The organism is Leisingera sp. F5, assembly GCF_001593695.1.
Genome location: NZ_LUKH01000052.1, coordinates 1 through 15,278 on the forward strand (window position 1 = coordinate 1; position 15,278 = coordinate 15,278).

General features: G+C 64.1%; 13 protein-coding genes. 8 read left to right on the forward strand and 5 right to left on the reverse strand.

The window, feature by feature from the left end; translation table 11 throughout:
• The 3 genes from A2I95_RS22240 to A2I95_RS22250 all read right to left on the reverse strand — a co-directional run.
• On the reverse strand, positions 1-547 hold a 547-nt coding region (locus A2I95_RS22240), incomplete at its 3' end, for a sulfotransferase (protein WP_291733364.1).
• Positions 548-608: 61 nt separating this feature from the next.
• Positions 609-1,415 carry an ATP-grasp fold amidoligase family protein gene (locus A2I95_RS22245; RefSeq protein WP_291733366.1) on the reverse strand — a complete coding sequence of 269 codons (807 nt, stop codon included), beginning with the start codon at positions 1,413-1,415 and terminating at the stop codon, positions 609-611.
• Positions 1,416-1,507: 92 nt separating this feature from the next.
• Complete coding sequence (locus tag A2I95_RS22250; RefSeq protein ID WP_291733368.1) at positions 1,508-3,892, reverse strand: exostosin family protein; 2,385 nt, start codon at positions 3,890-3,892, stop codon at positions 1,508-1,510.
• Positions 3,893-4,046: 154 nt separating this feature from the next.
• On the opposite strand from A2I95_RS22250, the gene A2I95_RS22255 reads away from it, so the two are divergent.
• Positions 4,047-4,598, forward strand: a complete 552-nt coding sequence (locus A2I95_RS22255) for a hypothetical protein (protein ID WP_291733370.1) — start codon at positions 4,047-4,049, stop codon at positions 4,596-4,598.
• A gap of 6 nt (positions 4,599-4,604) precedes the next feature.
• Here the strand turns inward: A2I95_RS22255 and A2I95_RS22260 are convergent, their stop codons facing one another.
• Positions 4,605-5,651 (reverse strand): glycosyltransferase family 10, encoded by a 1,047-nt coding sequence (locus A2I95_RS22260; RefSeq protein WP_291733373.1) that lies wholly within the window; start codon positions 5,649-5,651, stop codon positions 4,605-4,607.
• A gap of 142 nt (positions 5,652-5,793) precedes the next feature.
• On the opposite strand from A2I95_RS22260, the gene A2I95_RS22265 reads away from it, so the two are divergent.
• The 7 genes from A2I95_RS22265 to A2I95_RS22295 all read left to right on the forward strand — a co-directional run bounded on the left by A2I95_RS22265 (position 5,794) and on the right by A2I95_RS22295 (position 13,809).
• Positions 5,794-6,756, forward strand: a complete 963-nt coding sequence (locus A2I95_RS22265) for a hypothetical protein (RefSeq protein WP_291733375.1) — start codon at positions 5,794-5,796, stop codon at positions 6,754-6,756.
• 2 nt (positions 6,757-6,758) lie between these two features.
• On the forward strand, positions 6,759-8,141 hold the full coding sequence (locus tag A2I95_RS22270; RefSeq protein ID WP_291733377.1) for a hypothetical protein: 1,383 nt from the start codon (positions 6,759-6,761) through the stop codon (positions 8,139-8,141).
• A complete protein-coding gene (locus A2I95_RS22275) occupies positions 8,138-9,076 on the forward strand; it encodes a hypothetical protein (RefSeq protein WP_291733379.1) in 939 nt (312 codons plus the stop codon). The genes A2I95_RS22270 and A2I95_RS22275 overlap by 4 nt, the downstream gene beginning before the upstream one ends.
• A gap of 109 nt (positions 9,077-9,185) precedes the next feature.
• The gene (gene gmd / locus A2I95_RS22280) at positions 9,186-10,304 is read left to right on the forward strand and encodes a GDP-mannose 4,6-dehydratase (RefSeq protein WP_291733381.1); all 1,119 of its coding nucleotides are present in this window, start codon (positions 9,186-9,188) and stop codon (positions 10,302-10,304) included.
• 4 nt (positions 10,305-10,308) lie between these two features.
• A complete protein-coding gene (locus A2I95_RS22285; protein ID WP_291733383.1) occupies positions 10,309-11,286 on the forward strand; it encodes a GDP-L-fucose synthase in 978 nt (325 codons plus the stop codon).
• Positions 11,287-11,326: 40 nt separating this feature from the next.
• Positions 11,327-12,373 carry a hypothetical protein gene (locus tag A2I95_RS22290; RefSeq protein ID WP_291733384.1) on the forward strand — a complete coding sequence of 349 codons (1,047 nt, stop codon included), beginning with the start codon at positions 11,327-11,329 and terminating at the stop codon, positions 12,371-12,373.
• A complete protein-coding gene (locus A2I95_RS22295) occupies positions 12,373-13,809 on the forward strand; it encodes a mannose-1-phosphate guanylyltransferase/mannose-6-phosphate isomerase (RefSeq protein ID WP_291733386.1) in 1,437 nt (478 codons plus the stop codon). The genes A2I95_RS22290 and A2I95_RS22295 overlap by 1 nt, the downstream gene beginning before the upstream one ends.
• A 158-nt stretch (positions 13,810-13,967) precedes the next feature.
• On the opposite strand, the gene A2I95_RS22300 is transcribed toward A2I95_RS22295, so the two are convergent.
• Positions 13,968-15,149 carry a DUF2793 domain-containing protein gene (locus A2I95_RS22300; protein ID WP_291733389.1) on the reverse strand — a complete coding sequence of 394 codons (1,182 nt, stop codon included), beginning with the start codon at positions 15,147-15,149 and terminating at the stop codon, positions 13,968-13,970.
• Positions 15,150-15,278 lie beyond the last annotated feature (129 nt).

Below are 15,278 nucleotides of genomic sequence, written 5' to 3' on the forward strand. Positions count from 1 at the left end.
TGAACAGGGCATTGATGGCGGCGGGGCTAGCGTAGATTTCTTCATATTGCACAAAGAGGAACTGCTGTAGCACGCCCGGCGGCAGAGCCGAGACCCGGCCCACGCTTTCATTCCAGGCCTCCAGTCCAGCGCGCCAGTCCAGCGTCCAGTCGTCGTCCGAATTCTGAAAACGCGCTTCATAGCTTTCGACCACCGATAGCGGGTTGCGCAGCAGGTAGATATGGCGTGCTTTGGGGAATTCCGTCAGCACATGGTCCAGATGGCGGAACAGGGGCGGGAATTTGTCCCCGGTATAGACCGCATGGTCAAACCGCCGTGCGCGCTGGCCAGGCGGAAGGCCGTGCAGCCCGCCATGCTTGTGGGTGTCGCCGTCGCGCAGGTCCAGAAAACGTTCCTTTTCGAAATGGGCGCGGCAGATTTCATTGCGGCGGAACTTGAAGAAATAGCGCTCCTGCCCCATCATAATGTGGTTGTGCAGGTTCAGGATATTTACCAGAGCGCTGGTGCCGGCGCGGGCTGTGCCGGAAAGAAACAGACGTCTTGCCATCAGATGCGTGCCTTTGTCCGGGGAAGGGCGGGAAAACCGGTGGAGGAGAGCAGGGAGGCCATCAGAACGGATCCGGGTAGCGGTCCATCAGATCGCAAAGCACATTGTTGCCGGTCGGAGTGAACTGCAGCCCGGCATTGGGGTAAGAGGTGAACTCGCCGAACACCACCCGCTGGGCGGTGATGTAGAAGTCCAGCCGCATGAAGCAGTTGATGTCGCGGGCCACTCGGGCGGACAGTTCCAAAAGCTCTTCGAAATGCTGCGGTTTTGCAATCACCGGCGCCATCGCGTTGGAGCGCTGGAACGGACCGTAGGGTACCCAGCCCTGGCTGTAGTAGCGGTGGCTCCAGTCCGTCTTTTTACCCACGCGGTTGACCACTTGAATCACCCAGGGGCGGCCACCTGCCACATAGACCTTGAAGTCGCGCGGCACCGTGAAGGCGGGGTCGAAATCCTGAATGAACTCCTCGGCGATGAAGCGGGTGCCGAGCTTGACGAAATTGCCGCGCGACAGCACCGCCCGGGCAAACTTCAGCCGCTGATCCAGCGGCACGGTTTCGCCCGAGAAAACCTCGCGCGCGCCGTCAAACAGCATCACCCCGTCATTATTGGCGGCATTGTTGGGCTTGATCACAACCCGCTCCGGCAGAGCTGGGAAATTGAGATCCTCCAGCTGCTCCGTCTCAGCGTAACACTCCGGCAGCGGCAGCTCCAGGCGAGCGGCATAGCGGTGCATCGCCGTCTTGTTGACCAGGCCGGCAATATAGCTCCGCCGCTGCTGCCGCTTGGGGTCGGAATGCGGATCCTTGCCCTGATACCAGCGGGCCAGCCGGTCATCCATGCGGCGCTTGAACTCTGTATTGGGCATCGGGCTCCGGCTCCTGGCGTTGTGGGGGGCTGGCTGCTGCGCCGGACCTTATAAGCGCGGCAGCGGGGTTTCCAGTGGCAAAGGCGGTGCCGTCAGGCCAGACAAGCCTCCAGTTCCTGCAGCACGGCACTGGCCACCCGCTGGCGCTCGGCGGCGGCATCCTGCAATCGGGTAAAGCGCCGCTGCAGGGCCCGGGCCGCGTCCAGCCAGGCTTCGGCAAAGGCCAGATCCGGAGTGAAACCGGCAATCTGCAGGGCGGCTTCCGCGGCGCTCCGGCCGTAGCTGTTGAGCATCGCTCCTTCCGGCACCAATTCTGATATCCGGTGCGCGGGCGATGCATAATAGGCTGGGATGCCGCCGGTCGCGAAAGCATCAAAGATCTTCTCGGTGATGTAATCGGGCTGATGGGTGTTTTCATAGGCCGAGATTACCCGTGCCCGTCCGTCCAGTGCGGCCAGCTTGTCCAGGTGCCAGTCCGCCAGCGCCTGGCGCCGGGCGCCGGCCGGGCGCCAGCCCTGGCCCTCGCGCAGGGTGCCGGGCAGGGCGGTCTGCTCTGCTACCTCGGTGCGGTAGAGGCTGAGCCCTTCAAGATGGTGATCTGGAAAGGCCTGCCCGTAGGCCGGCTTGCGGCGCACTTCGGCATAAAAGGCAGCGGGCACCGGGGCAGCCCGCCAGCGCTGCAGCAGCGCTGGCGGGCTGAGCGCGGCCTGGCGCCCCAGCAGCAGCGCATAGCGGGCCAGATAGCGAGAGTCGGTAAGCAGGAAATAGGGGATCTTGCGGAAGGCGAAGATGTTGGAATTCATATGGTTGAGAAAGGTATAGGCGAGGTGGCCCCCGTCCAGTTCCAGATGCCGCTGCCGGTCCATGAAGCCGTTGCTCCAGATGCTGTCCCATAGTGGTTCTTCCGACACGATTACCATCCGCAGCCGCGGATTGCGCGTTTGCGCCGCGAGCAGGGCGGCAGCGTTTTCCCTCAAGTCAATGCTGTAGCCGCTCAGCACCAGATCGGCGGCGCCGGGTTCTGCCGTCAGTTCCACCTTGCCGTGAACCAGGGTCTGGAAAGGGGCATAGGCCAGCGGGGTGCGGCTGGCATGCCGCCCGAACAGGCAGACCCGCATCAGGGCTCCGCGGTTCAGCGCTGGAGCAGGAGACCGGCGGGTTTGAAGGAGCACGCGGCGGTGCATCAGCTCCTGTGCCGCGTCCAGTTGCCGGATAATGCCGTCATTGGCGGGCAGGGCGGCGCGGGCAGCCTGCTCTGCCTGTAGGACCAACGGATCCGCGGCATGAGCTTCGGCGGCGGTTGCTCCGTCCAGCAGCAGGCTGGCTGCCAGAGTGTTCAGAAACAGCCGGGCAGTGGCGGCGGGCGTGGGCGTTTGCCGGGCCAAAGCCCACGCCTGGCTGGCCAGAAAGCCGCAGGTGCTGCCGCCAGCGGCGGCGGCTTGCGGCTGGGCTGTATGGCCGCCAGCCGCCTCTAGCATGAAAGCCTGCAGATCGGGGATGAAACCGCCGGGGCCGTAGAGCAGCCACAGCTGGCGGCCTGCGTGGCGCATCCGGGCCAATGCTTCGGGATCGGCGGCAATAGCTTCCAGCTGTGCGGGCAGAGCTTCGATGGCGGAGGGGGTTTCGTGACAGAACAGCACCGCTGATTCCCATAGCTTCAGATCGCCTGGCGGCGCCCAGGTGTCGGCCAGAATCACCGGAATGCTGCCAGCGCCGAGGCTTTCCCACAGGCGGATGGAATTGGGGCCGCTGCCGGAGGGGCAGAGTGAAAAGATACTGGTGGTGAGCGAGTCGCGGAATTCCTGCGAGGCGGTCCCGTCGATATGGGGCTGGCTGTCTGATTTGCGGGCGTTAGCGTCACGCACCTGGTGGCTGTAGACTACCTTATTGTAATGCCAGCTGTCGCGCCCGGTGATCTGGCCCCGGGGATGATCCGCCAGCAGATCGAGGATCCAGTTGCGGCTTTCGGTCAGATAGTGCTGGTTGGCGCGGGCGCCGATGAAGGAGAACAGATGCTGCCGTGCGGCGCGGCTGTCCGTCTCAGGGACCTGCTGCACCGGATACAGCGGGAAAGGGTGCAGGCGGATACCGCCCTGGTGTCCTGCGGCGGCATCCTCCCGGGTGGTGTGGGGCCAGAAAATCTCGCTGATGCCCGCCTCGCGGAACAGCCACAGCATGTCTTTCATCCGGATATGCTGGCAGACTGTTACTTTGAGGCTGTCCGCGGGCAGCTGTGCACAAAAGGTGCGGAACTGCGCCAGCAGCTCTTCATGACCGCCGGATTTTCGGTGCAGTTTGTCGATCAACGTGGCCCAGGGAAAGGCGGCATAGATTGCCCCGTCCGGCACCGCACCGGCCGTCTTCAGTTGGCGGAAGGCGTGCTCTTCGGTGATCGCCGGATACTGCCAGCCGCGGTCATGGGCGAGAATGTTGCCGCTGAGGACGGGCGTGGGCGGTTCGGGGACGAAGCTGTTCATTGAATCGGGATCACTGGTGCGGGCCGGGCTGAGTGCCGGCAGGATATCTCTTGCCGCGCTGTAGCAGCCGGGCCGGGCCGCCTCAACCGTTCTTGCATTCGGCGGCGGTTTCCACGAGTGTGCGGCTGCTGCGCAACTGGAGAAGGAACGTCCTGTGAATGCTTTGGAGACGATTGCCCGCGGTCCGGCCGGACCGCTTTCCCTGGAGTTCCTGCAGGAGCAGATTGCCGCCTTGGCGGACGGGGGGCGCCGTGAGATCTGCGCCGGGCACCTGGACCTGGGAGAAGATCTGTGGTTGTCCTGCGACCCGGGCGGTCAGGCGCGGCTAACGCTGGAGCCGGGCGAAGATGGCCTGGTATTGGAGCTAGTGGCGGGAGACAGCGGCCGCTGGAGTTGCCTTGGCATGCGCATTCCGGCGGATATCCTGGCTCAGGCACAGGAGGCGGTGCTGTCTCTGGCGTTGCACAGTACCGGCCTGATCGCCTGCAGCCCAGTGCTGCGCTACTTCCTGCCCGAAGGCGGTTTTCGCGATGTCGGAACCGGGGCACCGTTGCTGCTGGCGCCGGGTGCGCGCGCCGTCCATCCCGGAATTCCGGTTGACCGGGCCTTGGCCGAACAGGCGGCGGGCTGCGAGCTCAACTTGTTTTTTCTGAATGACCGGTTTCGCGCGGACCGCCTGCGGCTGGAGCCGCGGCTGCAGGGCTGATCCAGGTCAGCTGTCCAGGATCCTACGTAAGGCGGCGGGCAGGGCGGACTGCAGGCGCCGGCGCTCCTGCTGCCAGTGCTTCGGATTGCAGAAGAGCGCTGCCAGCACCTGCTGGGCTTTGTGATAGGCTTGGCAGGTCTCCTCCAGCCAGGGGCCGTCCTGCCAGGGCAACCCGTCCAGCTGCGCGGCGGCCTGCTGTGTGCTTTGTCCATGCAGATTAATCCAGGAGGCCGGCGGCAGGCCGAAATCATGGATCCGGTGGCGCGGTGCGGCGTAATAGGCAGGCAGCGCGCCTGCGGCAAATGCGTCGAAAATCTTCTCGGTGATATAGTCTGGCTGATGGGTGTTCTCAAAGGCGGCCAGCACCTTTTGATGGCCGTCCAGTGCTGTCAGCTTGTCCAGGTGCCAGTCGCTGAGCCGGTTGCGGGGCAGCGCATCGGGCTGCCAGCTGCGGCCCAGCCGCTCAACCGGGCCGCGGCGGCAGGCTTCAGCCACCAATGTGCGCCAGTAGCACAGACCGGTGATGCCGCCCTCGGGCCAACGGACGGAATGATATGGTTCCGGGCGGCGCTCGAACATGAAAGTGAGGGCGGTGGCGCGGGTACGGAAGGCCTGGGCCCAGCCCGCCGGAGTGATCTGTGCGTTGCGGGTGAATTTTGCGGCATAGGCGTTGGCAAACCGGTGATTGGTCAGAAGGTAGTAGGGAATGCGGGAGAAACGGAAAATATCTGAGGTATGGTGGTTGAGCTGATGCAGCGGCAGCAGCCCCCAGGGGCTCTCTGCCAAGCGCTGGTGCGCCAGAGGCTGGCGACCCCAGATGGTGTCCCAGAAGGGTTCTTCGGACAGCAGCACGATGGGCCGCCGCCGCCGCCGCCAGTCTTCGGCTAACGCGCGGGGGGCCTGCTGTACATCCAGCAGATGTGCAAAGAGATAGAGATCCGCATGTTCGGGGCGCTCGACCAGCTCGATGCGGTCAGCAAAGAGCGGGGCCAGGGCCGGGTAGCTGAGCGGTGTGCGGCGGGCGTGCGGCCCGGTTTTGAAGATCCGTATCATCCGGTTTGGTTCGCCTGCTATGGGGAAATCTGTCCGGCTTGCCCTATAGCAGGCGGCGGCTGGAGCTGTCGCGGATAAAACGGCAGGGGATGAGGCGCCGGGTTGTCATTCCAGACGGTGCGGACGTAAAAGGTTTCTGCCGATGACGGGTGATGACCGGCTGCTGATTGAGGAAATGATGACAGGCAAGACGCAAGAGACAGCTGCGCTGGCGGCGATTGAATCCGGCAAGGGCCTGCTGCTTTGGGCTGCGGATGCGACGCTGGCCGCGGCAGTGCAGGACGTGCTGAGCAGCGCGTATTCGGTAGAACTTTCGCCCCGGTTGCCGTATCCGCAAGGGCCGGATGGTCCGGCCATACTGCTGCTGTGCCCGGCCCCGGCAGAGGTGCTGTGCCAAGCGTTGGAGGCGGGCAGGGGGGTGGCGGAGGCGCTGGCGGAGTGCCAGGCCGCAACCGCGGCGGTGCTGGGCGTGCAACGGCGCAGCCGCAGGCAGGCGCGGATTGCTGAGGTCGGATTGCTGCGCCGGGACCCTGGCGCCTTTTTGGCTTTTTGCGGCCTGCCGCCGGGGAGTGCCGCGGCGGCCCGGATGCAGGAGGCCGCAGGTCCGGCGCCGGGTGGTGTGCTGATGGCGCTGGTGCAGAACAGGCTGCTGGCGGACCCGGGGCTGCGGCGGCTGGCCGGCGAGTTTGCAGCGGCGGCAATGGCCGGTCCGGCGGATGGATCTGATGCCGAGGCGGCCTTGCAGGCCTATCTGAACAGGGTGGAGGAAAGCCAGGAGCTGGAGCTTTTGCGCAACCAGCAGCGCAGCCTGTATGAGCAGCTGGAAACGCTCTATGGCGAGAAACGCCAACTGGAACAGCGTCTGGATCAGATGCGCAGCGGCTTGGACAGCGTGGCGGTACTGGAGGCCCGGACCGAAGCGCTGGCGGCTCGGCTGGCAGCCAAGGAAAGCGCGCTGCAGGCGGCAGGGCAGGCGCTGGTTGATCTAGAGCAGGAGAGGGAGGCGCAAAAGGCATTGGTGCACCGCTTTGAGACCTCGCGCTCCTACCGGATGACGGCGCCGTTCAGACGGTTGCGCGGGGTGCTCCGCGAGGGCAGTAGATAGCAATGATCAGTTTTAGCTTATCAGTGGCTGCCGACTATGTGATTCATATCGGGGCCGGCAGCGGCACAGAGGTGCCGACCTATTGCGCAACCGGTCTGGATCCGGTCATTCTGGTTGAGGCGGATCCCGAGGCGATGCCGCATTTGCGTCACTTGGAGATGCAGTTCCCAGCCGTGCAAGCGATACAGGCTGCTGTCAGTGCCCGGACCGCCGGGCTGACTTATTCCCGGGCCAATTTTTCCGATCTCAGTGGCCTGAGGGCGCCGGTTAAAGCTTTGCGAGATCTGTTTCCGGGGTTGGATATCTTGGAGCAGACGCCTGTTGCTGGAATCCGCCCTGAAACGCTGATTGATGATGCGGACCTGCCGCAAGGGCAAGTTGGGCTGCTGGTTCTCGAAACACCGGGAGAGGCTTTAGGAATTATCGATGCTTTGGCTGAAACAGCGGCGCTGGAAAAGTTTGCAGCCATCCGGGTGCAGGAAGGGCGAGCGCCGCTCTATGAGGGTGGCAGTTGTATTGCCATGCTGCACAACCGGCTGACTGAGCTGGGTTTTGCTTGCTGGCTGGAAGCCGGTCCGCAGGACCCGGACCGGCCGCATCTGCTGGCCAGCAGATGCGGTATAGGGTTGGAGGCTAAAAACAGCCTGCAGACCCTGTCTGCGGCCTTGCGGGAGAGCGAAGGGTTTCGAATACAGGTGGAGAATGAGCTTGGTGCGGTTCAGGCCCAGCTGGCCTTGAAGGAGGCCCAGCTGGACGGAGGGCTGGCTGAATACAAGGCTGCTGCTGCAGGTATAAAGCAGCTGCAGCAGGAGAGTATTGCGGCCCGGGGGGAACTGGAAGCCGATCGCGACGCAATCCGGGCGCAGTTGGTGCGCCATGAGGCGGAAGCGGCGGAACTGGCCGCTGCCAATCAGGAGAGTAGTGCGGCCCGGGCGGAGCTGGAAGCCGATCGCGACGCAATCCGGGCGCAGTTGGTGCGCCATGAGGCGGAAGCGGCGGAACTGGCCGCTGCGCAAAAGGAGGCCCTTGCAGATGCCGCTGGCGAGGCAGACCGGTTGCGTGCGGAGCTGGAGCAGAGACCGGTCGCCGAAGAACTGGAAAAGCGCCATCAGGCCGAGCTGCAATCTGTGTGGGATCGGGTTGAAAAGCTGACGGAGGACGCGCGAGCGGCGCAACAAAACCTCTCGGTGGCGTTGCGGATGCAGTCTATGCGGGAGGCGGACCTGAAGGAATTGCAGCAGCGTTACGGCCTTCTGTTGCAGCAGAAGGAAGCCCAGGATGGATTGCTGGAAAGGCTGAGTGCAAATTTGACTGAACTTCCGAAGACTGCACCGCAGGCGCGGCGCTTGGAGGCGGGAGCGGTTAAAGGGAAGAAACGGACATGAGCGGCCTGATGGCACAGCCGGGCGCTTTTGAGAGGCTGGAGGCTGCGGCGCGGGATCCGGTCCAATTGGAGGCGCTGCGCGCGGCAGGGCTGGCGGAGGAGCTGGCAGGTTATGCCGCCGAGGGGCAGGGCGATCTACCGGTGATGCGCACGGTGCATCAATTCGCCTGCACGGGCGGCACATTGATCAGCAAATGCATTGCTTCTATGCCCTGTACCCGGCTGCTCAGCGAAGTGGACCCGTTCAGCGAGCTGGGCCATCAGCAATCCTTTGTGCCCAGCGATCTGATCGGACTGGCCAAACTTGGATCGGCGCCACCGGCGCAGAAAACGTTGGCGAAAATTTTTTTGGCAGGGCTGGCGGAACTGGCGGCCGACAGCCGTGTGGAAGGCCGCGATTTGGTTTTGCGCGACCACAGCCACAGCCATTTCTGTTACGGGGGCACAGTGCCGGAGCGGCCCTCGCTAGCGGAGATTCTGAGTGCGAGTTATCAGCTGCGCAGTCTGGTGACGGTGCGGCACCCTCTGGATTCTTATCTAAGTTTGCGGCGCCAGCAATGGCTGCATTTCACCCCCGCAACGCTGGAAGAATACGCCGTACGCTACCATTTGTTCCTGGATCACTACGACGGCGTCGAGATTTTGCGTTATGAAGATTTCACGGCTGCTCCCGAGGCGTCCATGCAGCAGATATGCTCGATTTTGAGGCTGGCTTATAATCCTGATTTCAAAGATAATTTCTCTGCTCTTCATCTGTCTGGGGACAGTGGGCGCAGTGGCGTCGAAATTGCTTACCGTCCTCGCCGGGCCTTGTCTGTGGAAGTTCTTGACGAGCTGCCGGCGGCGGCGGGCTACATTCGGCTTTGCGAGCGGCTGGGATATGAAGCGCTGCCGGAGACGGAGACCGGTACGGAACCTGTGTCCAGTGCGCCATGACAGCCTGTTCTAAGAGTGCCCGGCAGCGCAAGTTCTGCTTCTCTTTCCCATTGGGCTGGCTTAAGCACGGCGCAAAATTGCGGGTAATTCTGATTGAACAGGTCATGACATGAAAAAAGCTCTTATCACCGGCATCACCGGCCAGGATGGCTCCTATCTTGCAGAGTTCCTTCTGGAGAAGGGCTATGAGGTGCATGGCATCAAGCGCCGGGCGTCCTCGTTCAACACCCAGCGGGTGGACCATATTTATCAGGACCCGCATGAGCGCCAGGCCCGCTTCAAACTGCATTACGGCGATCTGAGCGACACCTCGAACCTGACCCGGATCCTGCAGGAAGTGCAGCCCGACGAGGTCTATAACCTCGGTGCCCAGTCCCATGTGGCGGTGAGCTTTGAGAGCCCGGAATATACCGCCGACGTGGATGCCATGGGCACCCTGCGCCTGCTTGAAGCGATCCGCTTTCTGGGGCTGGAAAAGAAGACCCGCTTCTATCAGGCCTCGACCTCGGAATTGTACGGGTTGGTGCAGGAGACGCCGCAGCGCGAGACCACGCCGTTCTACCCGCGCTCGCCTTATGCGGTGGCCAAGCTCTATTCCTACTGGATTACCGTGAACTACCGCGAGGCTTACGGTATGTATGCCTGCAACGGCATCCTGTTCAACCACGAGAGCCCGCGCCGCGGCGAGACTTTTGTGACCCGCAAGATCACCCGCGGCCTGGCCAATATCGCGCAAGGCCTGGAGCCCTGCCTGTATATGGGCAATATCGACGCGCTGCGCGACTGGGGCCATGCAAAGGATTACGTGCGGATGCAGTGGATGATGCTGCAGCAGGACGCGGCGGAGGATTTCGTGATCGCCACCGGCAAGCAGTACTCAGTCCGCCAGTTCATCCAGTGGTCGGCGGCCGAACTGGGCATTCACCTGGAATTCTCCGGCAGCGGTGTCGAGGAGATTGCCACCGTGGCGGCGGTCGAGGGCGATAACGCCCCGGCGCTGAAACCCGGCGATGTGGTGATGCGGATCGACCCGCGCTACTTCCGCCCGGCGGAGGTGGAAACGCTGCTCGGCGATCCCGCCAAGGCCAAGGAAAAACTGGGCTGGGTGCCGGAAATCACCACCCAGGAAATGTGCGCCGAGATGGTCGCCGAAGACCTGAAAACCGCCCGCCGCCATGCGCTGCTGAAAGAACACGGCATGGACCTGCCGGTCAGCGTTGAGGGCTAAGGTCATGACCCGGATTTATGTGGCAGGCCACCGCGGCATGGTCGGCGGTGCGATCCTGCGGCAATTGCAGACGCGCCAGGCGGCAGGCGAGGATTTGACGCTGATAACCCGCACCAGCGCCGAGCTGGACCTGACCGATCAGGCAGCGGTGCGCGCCTTCATGCAGGCGGAACAGCCCGATCAGGTCATTCTGGCGGCGGCCAAGGTGGGCGGCATTGTTGCCAACAACAGCTACCCGGCTGAGTTCATCTATGAAAACCTGATGATCGAGTGCAATGTCATCCACGCGGCCTTTGAGGCGGGGGTGAAAAAACTGCTGCAACTGGGATCAAGCTGCATCTACCCCAAGCTGGCAGACCAGCCGATGGCCGAGGATGCGCTGCTGACAGGCGTGCTGGAGCCCACCAACGAGCCTTATGCAATTGCCAAGATCGCCGGCATCAAGCTGTGCGAAAGCTACAACCGGCAGTACGGCGTGGATTACCGCTCGGTGATGCCGACGAACCTCTATGGGCCGGGCGACAATTTCCACCCGGAAAACTCCCATGTGCTGCCCGCCCTGATCCGCCGCTTCCACGAGGCGGCCGCGGCCGGCGCAGAGAGCGTCACCATCTGGGGCTCCGGCACGCCCCGGCGCGAGTTCCTGCATGTGGACGACATGGCGGCGGCCTCGCTGTTTGTGATGGATCTGGAGGCGGCGGCCTATGGGCGCGAAACGCAAGCGATGCTCAGCCATATCAATGTGGGCTGCGGGACGGATGTCTCGATCCTGGAGCTGGCGCAGCTGGTGGCAGAGGTGACGGGGTTTGAAGGGGAGATCCTGACCGATCCGTCGAAACCCGACGGCACCCCGCGCAAGCTGATGGATGTCACGCGTCTGGCGCGGCTGGGCTGGCAGGCCGGGATCGGGCTGGAGACCGGGGTGCGCGGCACTTATGAGTGGTTCCTGGCACAAGGTCTGGATAATCTGCGGGCCAAGTGATTTTCAGAGCGCAGCTGTTTTCACAAAAAGGTATTTCCGGATGATCCGCAGAGTGGTGTTTTTCGGCGCGTCGGTGACGGCGCAGCACTATAATCAGCAGGGGGAGGCAACCGGCTATGCGGCGCATTTGCGCGGGATGCTGGACGAGGCCTGCGGCGGCGGTCTGGAGATCCATCAGCATGGGATGGTTGGCAGCCACTTCGACACTGCTGCCTGCATGTGCCTGCGCGATATCGCGGATCTTCTGGGGCCGGAGACGCTGCTGGTTTCGGAATGGCATTCCACCACCCTGCCGGTGTTCAGCCGGCCTGCGCTGAAATTTTACTATGACACCCTGGCAGCCTCCGGCACTACGGTGCTGAACCTGGTGCTGCCGATGAAAAGCGCGCAGCAGGCGGAGCGGCGCAATATCCAGCAGACCCGCAGCGCCCAAGGGCCGCGCTGCTTTCAGCGCAACCTTTACCGCGAAGATCTGGACCTGGACGCCTGCATCCGGGACGATCAGCACACCACGCCTTTTGGCGGGCGGGCCTATGCGGAGATTATCTTTCGCGACATCATGGAGATCCTTGAGCAGGGCCGCGGGCCGCAGGATCCGGGTGAAAGCCGCAGCTTCCAGGACGCCGGGCGGGTCTATCCGCCGCTCAGCTGGCAACCTGCAGAGGGGGTGTTTCATCCCGGCGACCGGTTTCTGCTGCAGCTGCCTGCAAACCGGCGGCGGCTGGTGCAGGTGTTTGCCAAGATCCAGAAAGGGCCGGAGACGGCACGGCTGGCGATCCGCCATGGCAGCCAGGCCTGGGTGCAGGACACCTGGAGCAAATATTCCTATTACCGCAACCCCTGGACAAGCTTTGCGCCGCTGACACCGGAACTGGTGCTGCCGGAAGGGGAGGCTGCGGAGCTGGAGATCGCGGTCAGCCCGGAAATCCCGGATTACCGGCAACTGGCCGAGGCGGGTTCAAAGGCGCTGGAGTTCATGCTGGGGCGGACTGTGAAAACAACCGCACTTGAGATCTCCGGCGGGCTATACATGCGGGGAGCCGGGGAGTTTTCGGCCCGGATTCTGCGGGGAGGCAAGGCAGCATAATGATACATCCCATCCTTCTTTGCGGCGGCTCCGGCACCCGGCTGTGGCCCCTGTCGCGCAAGAGCTATCCCAAGCAGTTTGTGCCGCTGACCGGGGAGGAGACGCTGTTCCAGGCCTCGGCGGCGCGGCTGTCGGGGGAAGGCTTTGCGCCGCCCTTGGTGCTGACCAATTCCGATTTCCGTTTCATTGTCACCGAGCAGCTGACGGGTGCCGGCATTGATCCCGGCGCCGTCCTGATCGAACCTGCAGGGCGCAACACGGCGCCCGCGGTGCTGGCGGCGGCCTTGTGGCTGGAAAAACAGGATCCCGAAGCGCAGATGCTGGTGGCGCCCTCGGACCATGTGGTGCCGGATGCGGCGGCGTTCCGGGCGGCTGTCACGGCAGGCGAGGCGGCTGCCCGCGCAGGCCAGCTGGTCACTTTCGGCATCAAGCCGGACCGGGCTGAAACCGGCTATGGCTATCTGGAGCTGGCAGAGGATCCCGGCGATTTCACCCCGCGCCCGATCGGGCTGAAACGGTTTGTCGAAAAGCCGGATGCACAGACTGCGGCGCAGATGCTGGCGTCGGGCAATTTCCTGTGGAATGCGGGGATTTTCCTGTTTGCGGTGAAAACCATCCTGGCGGCGTTCCGCGCCCATGCGCCGGATCTGCTGGCGCCGGTGCAGGCTGCCGTGGATCAGGGCCAGCCTGATTTGGGCTTTTTCAGGCTGGAGCCGGCGGCCTGGCAGGAGGCGGCGGATATCTCGATCGACTATGCGGTGATGGAGAAGGCAGAGAATCTCAGCGTTGTTCCCTTTGCGGGCGGCTGGTCCGATCTGGGCGGCTGGGACGCGGTCTGGCGCGAGAGCGGCCCGGACGGCAATGGCGTGGTGACGTCCGGGCCTGCCACCGCGATTGACTGTGCGGACAGCCTGTTGCGCTCCGAAGGCGAAGGGCTGGAGCTGGTCGGCATCGGGCTGGAAAATATTATTGCGGTGGCGATGCCGGATGCGGTGCTGGTGGCTGCGGCGGACCGCGCCCAGGATGTGAAGCGGGCGGTGGCGGCGCTGAAGGAAAAACAGGCCAAACAGGCCACTGAATTCCCCATGGATCACCGTCCCTGGGGCTGGTTTGAGAGCCTGGCCGTGGGGGAGCGCTTTCAGGTCAAGCGTATCCATGTTCATCCCGGTGCGGCGCTGTCCTTGCAAAGCCATCACCACCGCTCGGAGCATTGGATCGTGGTCGAAGGCACCGCCAAGGTGACGGTTGATGATACTGTGCAGCTCGTGACCGAGAACCAGTCGGTCTACATCCCGCTTGGCGCGGTGCACCGGATGGAGAACCCCGGCAAGGTGCCGATGGTGCTGATCGAGGTGCAGACCGGCAGCTACCTGGGCGAGGACGACATTATCCGCTACGAGGATGTCTATGCCCGCGGCCAAGGCGCCAAAGGGTAAGGGGCAGAGGGTAAAAGGCGGGGGCTCCCGCGCCTGTGCGCCGCATCACAGATGCGTCTCAAAGCCTTGGGCCCGGCGCCGCTGGCGCGGTGCAGCGCTATGCGAATGCATGGCGGCAGGCTCCCGCCCAAAGAAGCGCCAGGAAATTCCGGCGGCGTTCAGCGGACCAGCCATTCCTCGACCTCTGCCGCGACCTGCCGCATCCGGATCCAGTGTGCCGCCACGGGCTGGCCTGTCCTGAGCCGCAGCTTGCCGGTCAGCCCCAGCAGCGCCCATTCCGGGCGTTCGGTGCGCGGCACGTAAGGCTGTGACGGATCATAGGCGGGGTTTTCCTGCAGGGCCCCGTCTGCATCGCGCAGCAGGCTGCCGTAAGCGTCGCGCAGCCAGCGATGTTTCCAGGCGCCCATGTCGCCATCGCCCACCACTGCCGGATTGCCGCTGATCACGCCCACCGGCGTTTCCCCCGCGGCGGCAGGGCGGATCTTTGCGCCCTCCAGCACCACCGAGACCCCGCGGCGGTCCTCACCTTGTGGATTGCCATCAGCCCATTCGAACCATTCGGCGTAATCGGCGCCGCCGCCGGACCAGGCGCCGGAGCAGCTGCCGTTGCCATCCGCACCCAGCCGGAAATCGGCGCTGCCATCGCCTGCCAGCAGGTAATCGGCGCTGCCGCCCAGGATTTCCAGATGCGCCGCCGGGCTGGCGGTGCCAAACCCTGCGCGCCCGTCTGCGGTCAGCGCCAGCGCAGTGCTCCAGGCGCTGCCGTCAGCGGAGACCTTGATGGAGAAATCATCAGAGCCCGCCAGCCCCATTTCGGCCCGGCCGCTCCAGTCCGACTGAAACAGCAGCGCGGCGGTGTCGGGGCTGCCGGCCTTGTTCAGTTTGAGCTGATGGCCGGCCCCGGCATGGGTCAGCAGCGTGGCGGGCCCCGCAACCGACAGCGGATTGGCGGCATCCGCGGCGGTGCCCACCCCGAGAGGACCGAGGTTCTGGGTTTCAGCGGGCGGCAGGATCCAGCTGCTGCCGTCCCAGACCCTGAGTTCGCCTTCCGCCAGGCTCCAGGCGCGCCAGCCGGGGGAGGGCGCCAGAAACAGCCAGCCTTCGCCCTGCCAGACGGCAATCTCAGCCCCGTGGCCGGCCCAGGCACCGGTCGGGGTCTGTGCCAGCGCATGGGTCTCGCCCACAGCGGGGCCGGCGGGCGGGGCAGCGGTATCAAAGCCCTCGACGCGGAGCTGCACCAGCGCATCCAGCATCTGCAGCGCCTCGTTATGGGTCACATGTTTCTGCGCCTGGGCAGGCATCAGATAGGGCAGGGCAAGGATCGGCGAGGTCTGGGTCATGAGCAGGGCTCCGGCAGCGGCAAAAAACGGGTTCCGCGCCAGAGTGCCAGAGCCGCGTCAAACTGCGGATAACGGGGCGTGCGCTGCTTGCGCAACGGCGGATCGGGGGGCGGGGAGCGGGCAGACAGG

What these genes read in the sequence shown, in the direction of transcription:
- A2I95_RS22245 (WP_291733366.1), bottom strand. Translation starts at nt 1,415, where the DNA reads ATGCCCAATACAGAGTTCAAGCGCCGCATGGATGACCGGCTGGCCCGC.
- A2I95_RS22250 (WP_291733368.1), bottom strand. Translation starts at nt 3,892, where the DNA reads ATGAACAGCTTCGTCCCCGAACCGCCCACGCCCGTCCTCAGCGGCAAC.
- A2I95_RS22260 (WP_291733373.1), bottom strand. Translation starts at nt 5,651, where the DNA reads ATGATACGGATCTTCAAAACCGGGCCGCACGCCCGCCGCACACCGCTC.
- A2I95_RS22265 (WP_291733375.1), top strand. Translation starts at nt 5,794, where the DNA reads ATGACGGGTGATGACCGGCTGCTGATTGAGGAAATGATGACAGGCAAG.
- A2I95_RS22270 (WP_291733377.1), top strand. Translation starts at nt 6,759, where the DNA reads ATGATCAGTTTTAGCTTATCAGTGGCTGCCGACTATGTGATTCATATC.
- A2I95_RS22275 (WP_291733379.1), top strand. Translation starts at nt 8,138, where the DNA reads ATGAGCGGCCTGATGGCACAGCCGGGCGCTTTTGAGAGGCTGGAGGCT.
- gmd (WP_291733381.1), top strand. Translation starts at nt 9,186, where the DNA reads ATGAAAAAAGCTCTTATCACCGGCATCACCGGCCAGGATGGCTCCTAT.
- A2I95_RS22285 (WP_291733383.1), top strand. Translation starts at nt 10,309, where the DNA reads ATGACCCGGATTTATGTGGCAGGCCACCGCGGCATGGTCGGCGGTGCG.
- A2I95_RS22290 (WP_291733384.1), top strand. Translation starts at nt 11,327, where the DNA reads ATGATCCGCAGAGTGGTGTTTTTCGGCGCGTCGGTGACGGCGCAGCAC.
- A2I95_RS22295 (WP_291733386.1), top strand. Translation starts at nt 12,373, where the DNA reads ATGATACATCCCATCCTTCTTTGCGGCGGCTCCGGCACCCGGCTGTGG.
- A2I95_RS22300 (WP_291733389.1), bottom strand. Translation starts at nt 15,149, where the DNA reads ATGACCCAGACCTCGCCGATCCTTGCCCTGCCCTATCTGATGCCTGCC.